Annotated in this window: 13 protein-coding genes and 1 tRNA gene; 3 read left to right on the top strand and 11 right to left on the bottom strand. The window is 64.7% G+C overall.

Going from position 1 to position 16,116, the window contains the following annotated elements; translation table 11 throughout:
* Positions 1 to 6: 6 nt before the first annotated feature.
* Positions 7 to 92, top strand: a tRNA-Leu gene (locus tag SE15_RS12820).
* 88 nt (positions 93 to 180) lie between these two features.
* Here the strand turns inward: SE15_RS12820 and SE15_RS12815 are convergent.
* From SE15_RS12815 to SE15_RS12770, 10 genes are all read right to left on the bottom strand, one after another.
* The gene (locus SE15_RS12815; RefSeq protein WP_054522535.1) at positions 181 to 378 is read right to left on the bottom strand and encodes a hypothetical protein; all 198 of its coding nucleotides are present in this window, start codon (positions 376 to 378) and stop codon (positions 181 to 183) included.
* A 165-nt stretch (positions 379 to 543) separates the two neighbouring features.
* On the bottom strand, positions 544 to 1,728 hold the full coding sequence (locus SE15_RS12810; RefSeq protein WP_054522534.1) for a M20/M25/M40 family metallo-hydrolase: 1,185 nt from the start codon (positions 1,726 to 1,728) through the stop codon (positions 544 to 546).
* A gap of 27 nt (positions 1,729 to 1,755) precedes the next feature.
* Positions 1,756 to 5,547, bottom strand: a complete 3,792-nt coding sequence (locus SE15_RS14635; protein ID WP_054522533.1) for a pre-peptidase C-terminal domain-containing protein — start codon at positions 5,545 to 5,547, stop codon at positions 1,756 to 1,758.
* An 81-nt stretch (positions 5,548 to 5,628) separates the two neighbouring features.
* On the bottom strand, positions 5,629 to 6,297 hold the full coding sequence (locus SE15_RS12800; RefSeq protein WP_054522532.1) for a hypothetical protein: 669 nt from the start codon (positions 6,295 to 6,297) through the stop codon (positions 5,629 to 5,631).
* A 30-nt stretch (positions 6,298 to 6,327) separates the two neighbouring features.
* Positions 6,328 to 7,161, bottom strand: a complete 834-nt coding sequence (mutM, locus tag SE15_RS12795; RefSeq protein ID WP_054522531.1) for a bifunctional DNA-formamidopyrimidine glycosylase/DNA-(apurinic or apyrimidinic site) lyase — start codon at positions 7,159 to 7,161, stop codon at positions 6,328 to 6,330.
* Between the two features lie 11 nt (positions 7,162 to 7,172).
* Positions 7,173 to 8,204, bottom strand: a complete 1,032-nt coding sequence (locus tag SE15_RS12790) for a ribose-phosphate diphosphokinase (RefSeq protein WP_236690038.1) — start codon at positions 8,202 to 8,204, stop codon at positions 7,173 to 7,175.
* Entirely contained in the window at positions 8,183 to 8,725 is a 543-nt protein-coding gene (locus tag SE15_RS12785) for a GNAT family N-acetyltransferase (protein WP_054522530.1), read from the bottom strand. The genes SE15_RS12790 and SE15_RS12785 overlap by 22 nt, the downstream gene beginning before the upstream one ends.
* 44 nt (positions 8,726 to 8,769) lie before the next feature.
* Positions 8,770 to 10,089: an aspartate--tRNA(Asn) ligase gene (gene aspS, locus SE15_RS12780; RefSeq protein ID WP_054522529.1), complete on the bottom strand. Its 1,320-nt coding sequence runs from the start codon at positions 10,087 to 10,089 to the stop codon at positions 8,770 to 8,772.
* A gap of 29 nt (positions 10,090 to 10,118) precedes the next feature.
* Complete coding sequence (gene meaB / locus SE15_RS12775; protein WP_054522528.1) at positions 10,119 to 11,147, bottom strand: methylmalonyl Co-A mutase-associated GTPase MeaB; 1,029 nt, start codon at positions 11,145 to 11,147, stop codon at positions 10,119 to 10,121.
* 17 nt (positions 11,148 to 11,164) lie between these two features.
* Positions 11,165 to 11,581: a cobalamin B12-binding domain-containing protein gene (locus tag SE15_RS12770; protein ID WP_054522527.1), complete on the bottom strand. Its 417-nt coding sequence runs from the start codon at positions 11,579 to 11,581 to the stop codon at positions 11,165 to 11,167.
* Between the two features lie 438 nt (positions 11,582 to 12,019).
* On the opposite strand from SE15_RS12770, the gene SE15_RS12765 reads away from it, so the two are divergent.
* Complete coding sequence (locus tag SE15_RS12765; RefSeq protein WP_054522526.1) at positions 12,020 to 12,787, top strand: polysaccharide deacetylase family protein; 768 nt, start codon at positions 12,020 to 12,022, stop codon at positions 12,785 to 12,787.
* A 322-nt stretch (positions 12,788 to 13,109) separates the two neighbouring features.
* The gene (locus SE15_RS12760; protein ID WP_160316710.1) at positions 13,110 to 13,532 is read left to right on the top strand and encodes a hypothetical protein; all 423 of its coding nucleotides are present in this window, start codon (positions 13,110 to 13,112) and stop codon (positions 13,530 to 13,532) included.
* Between the two features lie 9 nt (positions 13,533 to 13,541).
* Here the strand turns inward: SE15_RS12760 and SE15_RS12755 are convergent, their stop codons facing one another.
* Positions 13,542 to 16,076 carry a DUF2298 domain-containing protein gene (locus SE15_RS12755; RefSeq protein ID WP_054522524.1) on the bottom strand — a complete coding sequence of 845 codons (2,535 nt, stop codon included), beginning with the start codon at positions 16,074 to 16,076 and terminating at the stop codon, positions 13,542 to 13,544.
* Positions 16,077 to 16,116 lie beyond the last annotated feature (40 nt).

Raw genomic sequence — 16,116 nt, 5'->3', positions numbered from 1 at the left:
AGAATTGGGGCGGTGGCGGAACAGGCAGACGCAGTGGACTTAAAATCCACCGGTGCGGGAGCACCTTGAGGGTTCGAGTCCCTCCCGCCCTACTATGGAAAACATTCCCCCTGACCGGCGCCAAAAGCGGCGCCGGTGGTGTGTTTTATGGACCGGACAGGGGGCTCCCGACATGCGGCTTTACTCGGCCAGCGGCAGGGGCATTTGTTCGTGCAGTGTCTGCAAGATGCGTTCCAGGGTTGCCTTGCGTTCCTTGAGCATGGCCTTGTAGCGGATGTTATCGGTGTTGGAGATTTGCATGCGCATGTCCGAGATGCACGCTTCCAGCATCTGCATCAGGATGCGGGCTTCTTCCAGGGTCAGTTCCAGGGTCAACATGGCGCACCTCCTTCATGGCGTTAAACAGGCACAGCCGTCCGTTTTCATCACCACGGACGGCTGTGCGCGCTTTCGTGATTCCGGGGGAGGCCCGGCTCCGCGGACCTCAGCCATGCGCTGTGCCATGCACTTACATTTCCATTATACGAAAAGCGACGGGGAAAGTCAATCGCGGTCGGGGCCGGCGCTCAGCCCCTGGGCCAGCGCCTGGTAGCCGCGCAAGGCGGCCAGAAAATCCTCCAGGGCAATGAACTCGTTCACCTTGTGGGCCAGGGTAATGCTGGAGGGGCCGTAGAGCAAGGTGGGCAGGCCCTGCTCACCGGCGGTGGTGCTGGCGTTGGTGCAGTAGGGGGCAATGAAGGTTTCGGCCCGCAGACCGGCGGCACGCAGGCTGGCCAGGGCCTGCTGCACCCAGGGGGTGCTTTCGTCCCACAGCCAGGCAGGATGAAAATCGGGTGCCGTCAGGGTGGCCCCGGTGTAGGTGTTCAGGTGAATCGTTTCAAAGCCGAAGGTGAGGTCACTGCGCCCGGCAAATGCCCGGCGGTAAGCCGCCAGGACGCTTTCCGGCGTCTCGCCGAGCACCAGACGGCGGTCGTAGCGGATGTGGCACGCGTAGGGCACGGTCGAGGCGCTGGGGTAGGGTTCGGAGTGAATATCCAGGGCTTCCATCACCCCTTGGCCCAGGTGGGGGTGTGCGGGCAGGGGCAGGGCGCGAATGCGCTGGATTACCTCGGTGGCGAGGTAGATGGCGTTCACGCCTTCTGCGGGGGTGGAGGAATGGGCGGGCCGGCCGTGGGTGGTGAACCACAGGCGGGCGCGCCCCTTTTGCCCGATGCCCAGGCGGCCGTCGGTGGGCTCGCCAACGATGACCCGGTCGGGCCGCAGGCGGGCGCAGACCTGCCCCAGCGCGGCACCTTCCAGGGCCTCCTCGCCTACGCTGGCCACCACCGTCAGCGTCCCCCGAAAGGCCGTGGTCGGCAGGCGCCCCAGGCCGATCACCATTGCGGCCAGGCTGCCCTTGGTATCGGTGGCGCCGCGCCCCCACAGGCGTCCCCCGCTCAGGTGACCGCTGTAGGGGTCGCCACCCTCCCAGGCGCTGGGGTCGCCGGGGGCTACCACGTCCATATGGGCATCGAAGAGCAGGTGCGGGCCAGGGGCGTGCCCCCGACGGGTGGCGATCACATTGCCCCACTCATCCCGTTCGACGTGGTCGAAGGGCAGTTGCCGCATTTTGGCTTCTACCCGGTCGGCTACGGCCCCTTCCTGCCCGGAAAGGCCGGGGGTGCGCACCAGGTCTTGGAGGAAGGCGATGGCTTCGTCATCAACGGAGGAGAGGGAGGAGGGCATCATGGGAAAATCTCCAAGGGCGAGATTGGGTTAGCGACTGATCCAGGGTAAGTATAACTGATGGGCGCAGCTGTATTGCACACTGTAACGCGCCTCACTGCCGGCCAAGCCCGCCACCAGCGGGGTCAGGCGCAGGTAGTAAGCGCCGGGCTGGGGGGGCGTCCAGACGAAGAAGAGGGATTTCCCTAAATCCGGGGCGGCAAAGGTGGCCAGGGGGGTGCCGCCCGCGGCGGTGGCGTAGATCTCGGCACGCAAGGCCGCGCCCCCGCCCAGGCTGGTCAGTGTCACAAGCAGAGGGTGCGTGTCGGCGGCTTCGAGGATCAGCCAGTCCTCATCCCCCAGCCCGCTGCCGGCGCGGCACAGGGTGTGCTCCTGGCGCTCGTCCATGGCCAGGCGGATGGCACCCGCCGGGGTGTCATCGCCGCCTTCATACGGATCGGGCTGGCAGGCGGCTTCGATCTGGGTGGTGCGCTCGGCGGACCATGGGCTGAGGTTGCCGGCCCAGTCTTGTGCCTGGGCGCGGAAGGCCAGCGTTTGCCCAAACGCGCCCAGGTACCAGGCGCTGCCCTGGGGCACGCTCGGTGAACCGCTGAGGGTTTGCCAGTTGCCGTCGGCGCCCCTGGCCTGCAGGCTCAGGCCGGCCACACCGCTTTCCCCATCCTGGGCCGTCCAGGTCAGACGGACCGCCGTGCTGCGGTTGAGAGCCGGCAGCGCTTCCAGGGTGACGCTGGGGGGTGTTGTATCCACCCGCAGGCCCAGGCGCAGGTCGCCGCTGCGGTTGCCGGCAAAATCCACCGCCTCTACGTACAGGTCGCCCTCTACCAGGGTGGTGGGGTTGGTGGTCCAGGTCCAACCGTCGCTGTCGTTCCAGTCCTGCGCCAGGCGTTGCCAGGGACTGCGGGCATTGGGCCGCCAGTAGATGTTGACCAGGGCCACGCCGCTGCCCGTGTCGCTGGCCTCGGCCTGCACGGTTGGGGCGCCATTGGTCAGCCAGATGCCGGTCGGGCGGGTGAGGGTCAGGCCGGGGGGTGCAGCATCCACCTGTGTTTGCAGGGTGTAAGTCAGGCCGGGGTCGCCCGTGCCGGGGTGACCCCAGGCGCGCACCTTCAGGTAGTAAGTGCCCGTGGCCGGCAGGGTGATCCCGATGACCGGGTCGTTCATTTGGCCCTCCACCAGGTCATCGCTCTCGGCCAGGCGGTTGCCCTGGGCATCGTAAAGGGTGAGCACGGCATCCAGGGGCGAACCATCGCGTTGGGCATCCAGACGGATGGCAAGGCGCTGACCGGCCTGCCCGCCGAAGCGGTAGATGTCCACATCCCCGGCCGGGCAGATCACGCCGGCCACGCTTTGCCCCGGGTTTATCGGCGTAGCAGTGCTCAGTGTGTCGTTGGGGGTGCTTTCGGCGCAGGCCGGGGGCGCGTCGGCGGTGATGCGCAGATCGTCAATCACCCAGCCGAGGCTGCTGTTGTAGTACGCATCCAGGGAGTTGTGGTGGAAGCGAATGCGGATGGTCTGGCCGGCGTACGAGGCCAGGGAGATGGCAGGGCTCTCCAGCCAGGTGCGAGGAGGGTCCTCGTAAAACGCGTAAACATTGCGGAATAGGCCATCGTTCCCGGCTATTTGCAGCCAGCGTTGATCCCAATAGGGGGTGGAGGTTTCAGCATCGGCGTAGTAGCGGAAGCGCAGGTAGTAGGTTCTGTCGGCGGGGAGGGTGATGGGTGGGGAGGTCAGGTCGCCCTTTCCATTACCGCCGGCTACCCAGGCCGGGCTGGCACCGCTCAGGGGCGGGGTGCGCCACTGCCAGACCCCGCTGGCCAGCCAACTCCCGTTATCTGCGTTGAAGGTGGTTTGATAGGGCAGGGTGAGGAGGTCACCGCCGCTCAGGTAGGGCGGAAAGACCTCAAAGGATTGCTCCGCTGCCTGAGTGCTGGCGGAGTTGGAGGCGGTGACGCGCCAAACGTACTTGGTGGCTGGGCTGGCGGCAGGCAGGGTACCCAGGACGGCGGCGGGGGCGGCCAGGTTATCGGCCGTCCATACGGCCTGGTCATCGCTGTGGCGACGCACGTCCACGCGGTAGCGGGTGGCGCCCTCAGTGCGGAAGGTGAAGAAGAGCGTGTCGGGCTGGTCGAGATCGGCGGCGTAAGCGGGGGTGATCAGGCTGGGCGAAGTGGGAACGGTGCTGCGCGCCTGCACTTTTAGGGAAGAAAGGCGCCCACTGCCGAGGGGATTATCGCCCAGGTCGGGGTCGTTAGCCTCCAGGGCTTCGGTGCGTCCCTCGTAGTTGGGCAGGTCGTAGAGCAGGGCGCGCACATTACTGCCCACCAGGATGGAGGCGGCGGCGTTATCGCCCACACTGCCGAAACTGCCGGCATTGCTGTAATTGCCCACTCCCAGCACAACGCAGGTGCCCTGGTAGTTGGGCTGGCTGAAAAGCGCCACCTGGCTGCTGGTGATGGAGCAGGCCGGTGGGGGCGGGGCGCAGTTGGAGCGGTTGAGCACGGTACGCACGCCGAGGGGATCGGGGGAGCGATTGCCCTCGTAATCCCAGGCGTAGAAGGCCACATCCACCGGGCCGTTGGGCAGACCCAGCGTGCACAGATCAATCTCGCCCACGAAGGGGCTGGTGGTGAAGGCCGTGCCGATTTCGCGCCACTGCCCATCCAGCCCGCGCACGATGGGCTGGATGCGGGTGACGGCAATATCATCGCTGGCGGTGCCCTGGATGAGCACGCGCCCGTTGGTGATCACCTCCCCCGCGGCGGGTAGAACCAGGTTGCCGGTGGGGGGAAAGGCGCCGTAGTTGCCCGAGACGTACTCATCCTGGCATTGGGTGCCGTAGGCTGGCCAGCGGCTGGCTTCGTAGCAATTGCGCGGGGTGCCGTCATTGATGCTGACATCGTCAAAGCGGATATCCACCGAGGACCCCCAGTACCAGGTCGGGTTGGTGTGGACGTGAAAATGGAGGTGGTGGCCGGTGCTGTAGCCGGTGTCATCGGCATTGCCGATGTACTGCCCCTGGCGCACCACCGCGCCGACCTGACGCAGGTTGGCGGGGATGCTGTCGTAGGCCAGATGCAGGTAGAGCTGGTAGGTGGTGGGGGCGGTGGTAACGTCTTTCAGGACGATGTAGTTGCTGCAGGTTTCCGAGCCGTTGGGGCAGTCCCATTTGGCCATGTACACCGTCCCGCCGCGCGCGGCCAGGATGGGGAACATGGTGCCGTCGGCAAAATCATACGCGTAGCGGCAGTAATCAATGGAACATGAGTTGTACCAGAGGAAATGGCCGATGGAGCCGCTGAGGCGCTTTTTCAGCCCGCCGGCCCAGGGCAGTTTGTAGCCCCGGTAGACGGTTGCCAGGGCTTGCAGTTGATCGGCGCTGGGGGCGGCATAGCGGGCGCGCACCTCCGGGTCGAGCAGGTCATCGGGAACCTCGGCCAGCGTTTGGGCCCAGTCGGCATCGGCCTGCAGGGTGACCTGCCAGTCGCTGCTCAGGCCCTGGAAAGCGGCGCGGCGGGCCACTGCCAGCCCCGGCTCTGCCGGCACCTCCTCTCCGGTGGTCGGGTCCACCAGCGCCAGCCAAAGCACGGCCAGGCTGCCATCCGGCGCTTCTACTACGCGCTCGATCTTGACCCGGTAAAGTGTGAAGGCCAGCACTTCCAATTCGTGCTGGGTGATCTTTTCCTGCAGGGCGGCTTCCAGGGTGGATTCGACGGGGGTGGTTTGGGGTTGAGGCGGGGGCGGGCTGGCCAAAGCCGATGTGTGCAGCCCCACGAGCAGAGCGGTGAGGCTCAGCCCCAGCGCCAGAAGGTAGTATTTGGCCATGGTAACACACCTCCAGGAGCGAGTTTGAGCAGCCCCGCGCGGGGGTGGTCCTGGCGCCGGGCGGGTGAAGAAAGCAGGCGATCAACCCTCCCAGCGGCGCACGGCTTCCTGGATGATGGAGCGAATGCCCTCGTCGGGCACCTCTTCGATGCTCCCGTAGCGTTCCAGGCCCACCCACACCACCACGCCGTGGTGGGGTTCTTCAACCAGGCGAATGCGGTGGTTGGCGTAGGGGGAGTCCACCAGTAAGTCTTGCAGGATGGCATCGATCTGCTCCACAATGCTACTACCCATGCGGGCGGGTGACTCGGGTGGGGTAAGCAGGCTCTCGATGGGGGCGGTGAAGACGCTGGGCGGGGGCGGTGCAGGAGTGGGGCTGGCGGGCGCGGGAGGGTGCAGACCCAGCCACAACGTCCACCCTTCGGCGGCGGTGCTAAGGCGCTGGCGCTGCTCATCGGTCAACGTATCTGGCGTTGCATGAAGCATGCCATCTACCTCCACCAGCAACTGACCACTGCTGCGATCGCGCCACAGCCGGGCGACAAAGACGTGGGAGGCCTCGCTGAAGGGCGACTGGCGCAAGGGTGAGGTGGCCGAGGAGGACTCAGATCCCGACTCGGGCACGGCCTCTTCAGTGGCATCTGCGGTGGGGGAAGCGCGGCGTTCGCGTTCGCTCCAAAACCAGACCACCAGTGCGCCCAACAAAAAACCGAACACACCGACCAGAATATGGAGTAAGACCTGTTGCATCTGACCTACCTCGAAAAATGGGGTTGCCGATTACCCCTCGGGAGGGGGCTGACAATGGGGGCAAAAGTGGCTGCCGCGTTGCCCGATGACCAGACGCTGAATGGGGGTACCGCAGCGCCGGCAGGGCTGACCGGCGCGCCGGTACACGGCGAAATGATTCTGAAAATCGCCCCCGCGGTACACCCAGTCAATGCTGGCGCCGTGGTGGGCAATGCCCGCCTGGAGGACCTGGCGGATGGCGTGAAAAAGGCGCTCCGCCTCCGGCGGGGTGAGGGTGTGCGCCGGGCGCAGGGGATGCAGTCCGGCCTGGAAGAGGGCTTCATCGGCGTAGATGTTGCCCAGCCCGGCCAGGAAGCGTTGATCCAGCAGGAGGGCTTTGAGGCGGGTGCGGGAGCGCCGCAAGCGGGCATAAAAATCCTCGGCGCTGAATGCGGGGTCCAGAGGTTCCGGGCCCAGATCGCCGAGGACGGTTTGTTCATCGTTGACCAGCCACACCCGCCCGAACTTGCGAGGGTCGTTGAAGCCCAGGCGCCACCCATCCGCAAAGTGGAAGACCAGGCGGTCGTGGGGATGGGGGGCGGCGGCCGGCGGGGGCTGCCAGCGCAGATCCCCGCTCATGCGCAGGTGCAGCAGGAGCACGGCCCCATCGTCGAGCCAGATGCGCAGGAATTTGCCGCGCCGCCCAATGGCGGTGACGCGCCGACCCGGCAGGCGGGCGATGAAGGTGGCGGGATCGGGGGCGGCGAGGGTGCGCGGCCAGAGCACCTCCACAGCCTGGAAGGTGCGCCCGAGGAGCGCCGGGCCCTCCGGACTGCCTTCGCGCAGCCAGCGGGCAATGGTTTCAACCTCGGGCAGTTCCGGCATGGGGGCTCCCCTTACTCGTTGAAGAGTTCGCCGACGCTGCGCCCCTCGTTGGTGCGGCGGATGACCTCGCCCAGCAAGGGGGCGATGGTCAGGATTTTGAGGCGCTCGCCGAATTTGGCGCGCTTTTCGGGCGGGATGGGGATGGTATCTGTGGTGACGAACTGACGCACCGGCAGGGTGGCCAGGCGGTCGGCGGCATCCAGCGAGAGCACCGGGTGCACGAAGGAGACATACACATTGCGTGCGCCGTTGTCTTTGACGAGGTTCACCGCCTGCACCACCGAGACGCCCGTATCCACCTCGTCATCCACCAGGATGACATCGCGGTCGTACACATCGCCGATGAGGGTGAGGGCTTCGGCGCGGGCATCGTTGGCCACCCGCCGCTTCTCAATGAAGGCAAGTGGCAGGTGCAGGGCCTGCGCGTAGTTGCGGGCTTTCTTGGCGAAACCCAAATCCACGGTGACCACCACCGGGTTGTACATCTGCGGCAGCAGGGTCTTGAAGTAATCGGTGAGCAGGTAGAAGGCGGTCAGCACGTCGCCGGGGATGGAGAAAAAGCCCTGGATTTGCCCGGCGTGCAGGTCCATGGTGATGTAGCGATCGGCACCGGCCACCTCGATCATATCGGCGACCAGGCGGGCAGTGATGGGCACGCGGGGCTGATCCTTCTTGTCGGAACGGGCGTAACACAGGTAGGGCACGACCGCGGTGATGCGCGCCGCCGAATCCAGGCGCAGGGTCTGGATCATGATAAGCAGTTCCATCAGGTTGCGGTGAACCGGGGCCGACGTGGTCTGGATGACGTAGCAGTCTTGCCCACGCACGCTGGAATGCAGGCGGACGAAGAGATTATCATTGGGAAAGGTGATCACATCGCGCCCGCACAGTGGCAGGCCCAGGTACTGGGCAATGGCCTGGGCGAGTTCGGGGCATGCCGTTCCGGCGAACAAACGGATGCCGCCGTACATCATGCGTTCATGACGGGTGTGGTTGGGCATGAGACTACCGACCTCCTCTCCTACTCCTCGGGTTCGTGCCATTCACTGCGCAGCACGCTCATGATCAGTTCATCCACGTAACGCCCGTTTTGGTAGCGGGCCTGGCGCAGGCGCCCTTCGTGGACAAAGCCGGCGTGCTCGTAGGCGCGAATGGCACGGGGATTGGTCTCGTAAACGCGCAAGTACACGCGGTTCAGGTTCAAGGTGTGAAAGGCAAAGCGCAGCAGCAGGATGACGGCTTTACGTCCGTAGCCGCGGTTCCAGAACGCCTTTTCGCCGATGGAGATGCCCAGTTCGGCCTGGCGGTTGACCCAATCAACGTTGTGCAGGCCGCAGGTGCCGATCAGCGTCCAGACGCCCCCCACTTCCACCTCGATACCCAGCACCTGCTCGGCGGGTGGACGCTGAAGCATCTGCTCGTACCAGCGCTCCTCCTGGGCCAGCGAGAGGGGGTACACCAGGCTCAGGCCCTGGCGTACATCGGGGTCGTTTAGCCAGGTGACAAAGCGAGGCAAGTCCTCGCGTTCGATGGCCCGTAAACGAATTCCGTTGCCGATAATCACGCATTCCCTCCGAGTCGGATTCTAACGAGTGCACAGGCCCGCGCTCATGGATGCAGGCGGTTAGGCCCGCGGAAGAGGAAGACCGCTTCGCGGATGTTGGGCAGGTTGAGCATGACCATCATCAGGCGCGAGAGGCCCAGCCCAAACCCGCCGTGGGGCGGACAGCCATAGCGGAAGAAATCCAGGTAGAACTGGATGGGTTCGAGGGAAAGGCCTTTTTCGATGGCCTGCTCGCGCAAGATGGGGTAGCGGTGTTCGCGCTGGGCGCCGGTGACGATCTCGGTGCCTTTGGCGATCAGGTCGAAGGAGCGGGTGAGGTCGGGGCGGTCGGGGTGGCGCATGTGATAGAAGGGACGCACCGTCCAGGGCCAATCGGTGAGGAAGAAGAAATCGTGGTTGTACTCCCGCCGCACAAACTGGGCCAGGGTACGCTCGCCACCGGGGTCAATATCACCCTTCTTTTCCGGGGGCAGGGTGTAGCCCTCGCGCTTGAGGATTTCAACGGCCTCTGCCATGGGGATGCGCGGGAAGGGCACGCTGGGCACTTCGAGTTGCACGCCGAAGTGGGCTTCGATGGCGGCGGCGTGCTTTTCGGCGACGCGCTGATAGACGTAATGGAGCATGTTCTCCAAAAAGCGCATCACATCTTCATGTGACTCGATGTAAGACATCTCCATGTCCAGGCCGGTGAATTCGGTCATGTGGCGCGAGGTGAACGAGGGGTCGGCGCGGAAAACCGGCCCGATCTCAAAGACGCGCTCAAAGCCGGCGGCCATGGCCATCTGCTTGTAGAACTGGGGCGACTGGGCGAGGTAGGCCTTGGTATCAAAGTACTGCACTTCAAAGAGTTCGGCGCCGCTCTCGCTGGCAGAGCCCATCAGTTTGGGTGAGTGAATTTCCACAAACCCGTGTTGCAGCCAGTACTCGCGGAATGCCATCTCTAACGTGGTCTGGATCTCGAAGAAGGCCGTAACCGGGGCGCGGCGCATATCCAGGAAGCGCCAGTCCAGGCGGTAATCCAGGGAGGGCAGCACTTCGGCTGTAGGGTCGAGCGGCAAGGGGGCTTCGGCCAGGCTTTCGACGGTGAGGGTTTCCAACTGCACTTCCAGGCCGCCCAGTTTGACAATGGGGTTTTCCACGACCGTACCGGTGATGGTCAGCACGGATTCATTGGTCAGGCGGGAGATTTGCTCGGCCAGTTCGGGGTTGGCTTTCTTGTAGAAAGCCACCTGTACCATGCCGCTGCGGTCGCGCAGGATGAGGAATTGCATCGTCTTCTGGTCGCGCAGGGTGTGCAAAAAGCCCTGGATTTTGACCTTTTGACCGATGGCCTGGGGAAGGTGGGCGATAAGTGTTCGTTCCATGCAGATCACTCCTCAGAAAAGGTGGCGTTTCATGGAATAAGGCGCGGGGTCTCCGCGCTCGGGAAGGGCGACAGGTTGAGCAGGGCTTCCAGGGCCTGGTGCGGGGAGAGTTCGCGACGCAGCAGGCGTTGGACAACTTCCTGGTAGTGGCCCTGGGGCAGGCTGGCCTGCCAGCGCGCCAGCAGGGCAGCCTGGAGCATGTGGTCCAGGATGTCTTTGAGGCGGGCTTGTTCGCGGGCGTGCCACCGGCTGGTGGCCCGCAGGTAAGCCGCGTGGGCGTGCAGTGCCTGCACCACCTCGGCAATGCCTTTGCCCTCGGTGGCGACCGTGCGCAGAATGGGGGGCACCCAGGTTTCGCCGGGCGGGGGCTCAGCCACTGCCCAGGCTTCCGGGCGATGGTGCCCGTGGGGGTAGCCCAATTCGAGCATGCTGCGCAGGGCACGCTCGGTCAGATCGGCGCCGGGACGGTCGGCTTTGTTGATCACCAGGAGATCGGCGATTTCAAGCAATCCGGCCTTGATGGCCTGGATGTCATCGCCGCCGCCGGGAGATTCCACCACGATGGTCGTATGGGCCAGGCGCGCGATTTCCACCTCGGCTTGGCCGGCACCAACGGTTTCGATCAAAATGACCTCGAAACCGGCCGCATCCAGCGCCTGTACCACAGCGGCAGTGGTGGGGGCCAGCCCGCCCAGCGCGCCCCGCGAGGCCATTGAACGGATGAAAACACCGGGGTCGCCGCTGAGATCGCGCATGCGCACGCGATCTCCCAGCAGGGCGCCGCCACTAAAGGGGCTGGTGGGGTCCACGGCAACGATGGCCACGGTTCGGGGGGGCTCGCCGTCTTGAGGCCGGCGCAGGGCGCGGGCGATTTGATTGACCAGCGAGGATTTGCCGACGCCGGGGGCGCCGGTGACCCCGATCAGGTGGGCCTGGCCGGTGCGCGGGTAAAGCGCATCCAGCGCCGCCCAGCCTTCGGGGGCATCATTTTCAATAAGGGACAACAGGCGGGCCAATGCCAGCCGCTTGCCCGCCAACACCTCATCCACCAACGGCATAGGACGTTCCCTTGACCTCAAGCCACGCTGCCCTGGGCTTCGAGCACGGCGCGGCGGATGTCCTCGACAATGGTCTGGGTGGGGGTGCCGGGGCCGTAAACCGCTTTGACCCCCATGGCGAGCAGGGCGGGCACGTCTTCTTCGGGGATGATGCCGCCGACGAAGACCAGCACGTGCTCCTGACCGTTGGCCCGCAGCAATTCCAGGACGCGCGGCACCAGGGTCATGTGCGCGCCGGAAAGGATGGAAAGACCGACGACATCTACATCTTCCTGGAGGGCTGCCTCGGCGATCATCTCCGGGGTCTGGCGCAGGCCAGTGTAGATCACCTCCATGCCGGCATCGCGCAGAGCACGCGCCACAATTTTGGCCCCGCGGTCGTGACCGTCCAGGCCGGGCTTGGCGATCAGGACGCGAATCTTGCGTTGATCCATACGTTGCTCCATTTAACCGAGTTCAAAATAATTATACCCCGTTGGGCCGGGGATGGGGAAAACGGCCGCTAAACTTGCGCCCCGCGTGGACTTGTGATCCCTGCGGGGGTGCTGTAGAATAACGACAATGCACGGATGGCTTAGGGTATCTGAAAACACCTTCATCTACTATTTATATTCTGTGGCTGGAAACCCCTGGGATGTGAATAAGAGAAGCGGTCCACAGGGGTAGTTCTGGATCTGGTGTTGTGGGTGGGGTGGGGCTGGCTCACCGCGTGCGCACCTTCGTCTGCCCTGACCGTGCCGGTGGATGTTCCCGCTTACCCCACGCCGGAGACCATTTCTACGCCCTCCTCCTTTCCCCTTCCCACAAGGTCCATCACGCCATCCCCGATTGTTTCCATCACCCCTTCTCCACTTCCCACGCAAATGCCGAGTATGACGCCTTCCCCTTTGCCCCTGCTGGTGCATCAGGGGCCGGGAGAGGTCATTCTTCCTATTCTGCTTTATCATCATGTGCTTGAGTCTTCACTGGTCAACCCTTATACGCTCGCCCCGGCCCAGTTTGAAGCCCAGATGAGGCTCCTGTGGGAACGGGGCTACCGCACAATCTCGGTGGCGCAGTTCTTGACTGCCCTCGAAAGCGGGACTGACCTGCCCATCTGTCCGGTTCTAATTACATTTGATGATGGGGATGAAGATGTTTATACTCAAGCCCTGCCCATTTTGCAGCGGTATGGCTTTACCGCCACGGTTTACCTGGTGGTAGATTACCTGGATAAGCCGGGCTTTTTGCGCCTGGATCAGGTTCAGAGCCTGCTGGAAGCCGGTTGGGAAGTAGGAAGCCACAGCCTCAGCCATCCTGATTTAACCCATGTGGATGTGGGGAGAGTATGGGAGGAGGTGGCAGGTTCGCGGGCCCGCCTGGAAGCGCTGTTGGGGGTGCCGATAACGACTTTTGCGTATCCCTATGGAAGCGCCTACCCGCAAATCCTGAAAAAAGTGCGAGCGGCGGGTTACCAGGCAGGGATGGGGCTGGGCCTATCGTACCGGCATTCTCCTGGTTCACGTTTCTATCTCAGCCGTCGGCCTATTGAAGCCCGCACCACTCTGGCGGAGTTTGCAAATCTACTGCCGTGGCACACCTGCGGGGAAAAGACCAGAACAACGATCTCCGGTTCAACGCCGTCCCTGCCCCTCCATTAGAGGAATCGGATACCCCCTGATTGGCAATTCCTCGATGGTTAGAGAGCGGTGTTTTTAAGGCCCGGGGGTGGCAAAAAAGGGGGTAAAATCAGGGCGATGCCGGATAAGTGGGTGCACGTCGGCTTACTGGGGATATGGGCATTGGGCTGGGCGCTGGGGGGCTACGCACTGGTGCGACGCGCGTTTCGACTGCAGCCAGCCGAAGACCTGGTCGTGGGCGTGACTGGGGGGTTGCTCCTGCAGGGGGTGCTGGCGCCTGCTGCCGTTCTCGGGCTGGTGGGTCGGGCTGGCGGTGCTGGCGATGACCCTGGGCGGCCTAGCCATGCTCAGCGGAGGGGTTTTTCTGGCAGTGCAGATGACGGCCGTGGGGCAGCCCGTGGCTTCTTACGACCTGACCAGCCTGGATGTGCGCATGTTCAATGCGCACTGGAATCGGTTGGAGGTGGGGGCGCTGATCTTTGATCCGCGGCCTTCGCGGGCACCCACGTTGTTTGGGCGCTTTACCCGCGCGGGAGATACCTGGTATCACTTCAAACCCGAGTGGCTGAATCTGGTGGAAGCGCCAGAACCTCATGCCCTGCGCGCTGCCGGATTCACCTATGCGTATCTGGATGCGCACACCTGGCAACAACTTTCACCGGCGATCCGGGCTGCCTGGCAGGATGCATGCGTGCGTGAGGTGGATAGGGTGGAGAACCGCAAGGGTGATTTCCGCTGGCTGGTGGACCTGCGTGCCTGCCAGTGAGCTGCGCCCTCAGCGTTGGTAGATGACCACATCCCCACGCTGGAAAACGCGGCGCATCAGGCGCTCGAACTTGGTCTCTTCCAGCGGGCGGTACCACTGCCGTTCGAGGTCGCTGATGATCACGTAGGTGATCCGGTAGTGCTCGAGCAGCAGGCGGGCTTCGATCTCATCTCGCGTCTGGTAGAGGGCGCGAATGTCCTCCTGACGCCCGCTGACCTGCCCAAAGTACTCGCCGCGCCACTGGGCTTCGTGGTTGGCCCATCCCATCAGCGTGGGGATGCCGGTCGCCATGGCAAAGCGCGAGGAACGCCCTTCAATCCAGTAGGCGCCGCGCGAACCCTCCAGGAGCACTGCGCCGGGCGAGGCATTTTGCTGCAGCCACTGGATGGCCGCCCAGTCATTGGGGTAGGCGGCGGCGAAGTAAGCCATGCCGTCAAGGGTGGGCAAACCGGCGAAGTTGCCCGTCTTGGCCGGCAGACTGCCCGGCAGGTAGTAAGCCCCCAGGCAGATGCCCAATGCACTCACCCCCAACCCCAAGGTGCGCGCCACCCGCCCGGCTTTTTGCGCCAGGTACCACAGCCCGAACGCGCCCCCCAGGCTCCACAGCACCCAGGTCTGGAAGTAGAACTTGAAGAGAGTGTTCATGCGCGTGCCGAAGTTATCGCGCAGGTAGATGAATTCCGGGGCCAGCCAAAGCAACGCGCCGGTGAAGAAGAAGGCCAGCATCATCCACAGCGCCGGGCGCTCTTCGGCGGGCGGCCAGGCAGTGGTCGCATTCCCCCGGCGCAACCAGCCCACCGCCAGTCCGCCGGCCCAGGCCAGGCCGAGGGCCGCGACCAGCGAGGTCAGCCCATCCACCAGACGGCGTTGCAGCCATAATCCCAGCGCTTGCGAAACGCTCAGGGGGCCGAGTGCCTGGAAAATCAGGCCGCGCAGGTTGGCGTTGAGGCTCAGCACCAGGGTGAGCAGCAGCGCCAGGAGAGCCAGCCCCACGAGCATTCCGCCCCCGAGGAGCCAGGCGGCCCGGCGGTCGAAAGCGGCGCGCCCGCGAACGCGCAACCAGAGCAAGAGGCCCATGACCGGCAGGAGGAGGGGGCCGAACATGACCACGGCTTGCTGGAAGCGAGTGGGGTAAATCAGGTTGGGCAAGATGCCACCTGCTTGGGATTGGAAGGTGACCAGGAAATAGGGCCAGTAGAGGGCCAGGCTGAGGATACCCAGCACCGCCCAGACGCCCACCCGGCGCGGAAAGGCGGCGCGCAGGGCCTCCCAGCCGGCGCGCAGGCCGTACCCGCCCAGATCTGCCAGCGCCACCAGAAAAAGGTAGATGGGGAAGTCCCAGGTGTTGAGGAAAGCCAGCCCGCCCAGGATGAGCGCCGAGAGCAGGGCGAACGGCCAGTCTTTGCGCCAGACCGGCGATGTAGCGGCCTGGGCGCGCAACAGCCAGGCCAGGGCCAGCCCCGCCCCCAGCACGCCGAAGGGGAGTGCCAGGACGTGCGGGTGCAAGTCGCCCAGCAGGAAGGAGAAAGCCGGGAACTCGTCAATGGCCTCGGTCTCCCGGCCCAGCAGATCGCGGTCATGCAGGGTGCGGGCGGCGAAGAACCAGTTGCCCAGCTCCCAACGCCACCCGGGGGTTGTAGCAGGTGGTAGGGGATCCGGTTTGAGATCGAGCCAGGCCCACAGATTGACGCGCCCAAAGCGCACTCCGGGCATCTGGCTGCCCCCCTGCGCCAGATCCCCGAAATCGTAGTACAGCGCCGGTATCTGCGCCTCGGCCAGCAGGCGGTTCTGGCGCGCCAGGTCGAGGATGCCGTAGAAGTTGCCGATCAGCAGTAGCAGTAGGGGGGCCAGCAACGCCGGGGCCAGGGCGCTGAGCAGGCGGGGTGGGGTGGCGGTGTGTGCCCGCTGCACCCACAGGATCAGGTTGAGCACCACCCCCAGCGACGCCTGGACGCTGAGGGCGAAGAGTGCCGCCAGCGCCAGATTGAAGGCAACGGCGGAGGGCACGGCGGTGAGGCGGGTAAGCAGGGCAACCAGGTAGTAACCGAAGTAGTAGTAACTGATAGCATGGTCGGAGAGCCAGGCATCCTGCGGCGGCAGGCTGGGGCTGCGCAGGATGGCATTGAGGAACATGTACTCCATGGGCTTTTCTGTGCCCAGGATCTGCGGGTTGTAGGCGCGCACCCATGTCCAGATAAGGAAAGCCGCCAGGAAGATCCCCTCAACGGCAAAAACGTAGGCACGCTCACGCCGCAGCCAGGCACGTAGGTCGGCCCAACCCTGGGGGCCAAGCCAGAGCGCGCCCAGCCCGGCAACGGCGAAAGCCCCCAGCAGGATGCCGCCGCTCTCGTTGCCGGCCAGGCCCAGCGAGCCCAACAGCCAAGCGGCGTACCCCAGGGTGAGCCAGCCCAACAGCCGCGCCAGGGCATAACCGCGCTCGGGCAGGCGAGCGAAAAGACGAAACGCCAGCGGCAGGCCCAGGGCCTGTAGCAGCGCCAGCGCCAGCACCCACTTGAAGAAAGCCAGCCAATCGCTCAGGGGCATGGGGAAACCTCAACACAACGGAATGGCCATGGGGAGGCAG

Origin of the sequence: Thermanaerothrix daxensis, assembly GCF_001306145.1 — a bacterium.
GTDB lineage: Bacteria > Chloroflexota > Anaerolineae > Anaerolineales > Anaerolineaceae > Thermanaerothrix > Thermanaerothrix daxensis.
This window is presented reverse-complemented; position numbering and strand designations above follow the sequence as displayed.

Excerpts from the sequence above, each read along its gene's own strand:
- SE15_RS12815 (WP_054522535.1), bottom strand. The coding sequence starts at position 378 with ATGTTGACCCTGGAACTGACCCTGGAAGAAGCCCGCATCCTGATGCAG.
- mutM (WP_054522531.1), bottom strand. The coding sequence starts at position 7,161 with ATGCCGGAACTGCCCGAGGTTGAAACCATTGCCCGCTGGCTGCGCGAA.
- SE15_RS12765 (WP_054522526.1), top strand. The coding sequence starts at position 12,020 with ATGACGCCTTCCCCTTTGCCCCTGCTGGTGCATCAGGGGCCGGGAGAG.
- SE15_RS12755 (WP_054522524.1), bottom strand. The coding sequence starts at position 16,076 with ATGCCCCTGAGCGATTGGCTGGCTTTCTTCAAGTGGGTGCTGGCGCTG.
- meaB (WP_054522528.1), bottom strand. The coding sequence starts at position 11,147 with ATGCCGTTGGTGGATGAGGTGTTGGCGGGCAAGCGGCTGGCATTGGCC.
- SE15_RS12760 (WP_160316710.1), top strand. The coding sequence starts at position 13,110 with ATGCTCAGCGGAGGGGTTTTTCTGGCAGTGCAGATGACGGCCGTGGGG.
- aspS (WP_054522529.1), bottom strand. The coding sequence starts at position 10,089 with ATGGAACGAACACTTATCGCCCACCTTCCCCAGGCCATCGGTCAAAAG.
- SE15_RS14635 (WP_054522533.1), bottom strand. The coding sequence starts at position 5,547 with ATGGCCAAATACTACCTTCTGGCGCTGGGGCTGAGCCTCACCGCTCTG.
- SE15_RS12770 (WP_054522527.1), bottom strand. The coding sequence starts at position 11,581 with ATGGATCAACGCAAGATTCGCGTCCTGATCGCCAAGCCCGGCCTGGAC.
- SE15_RS12790 (WP_236690038.1), bottom strand. The coding sequence starts at position 8,204 with ATGGCACGAACCCGAGGAGTAGGAGAGGAGGTCGGTAGTCTCATGCCC.
- SE15_RS12800 (WP_054522532.1), bottom strand. The coding sequence starts at position 6,297 with ATGCAACAGGTCTTACTCCATATTCTGGTCGGTGTGTTCGGTTTTTTG.
- SE15_RS12810 (WP_054522534.1), bottom strand. The coding sequence starts at position 1,728 with ATGATGCCCTCCTCCCTCTCCTCCGTTGATGACGAAGCCATCGCCTTC.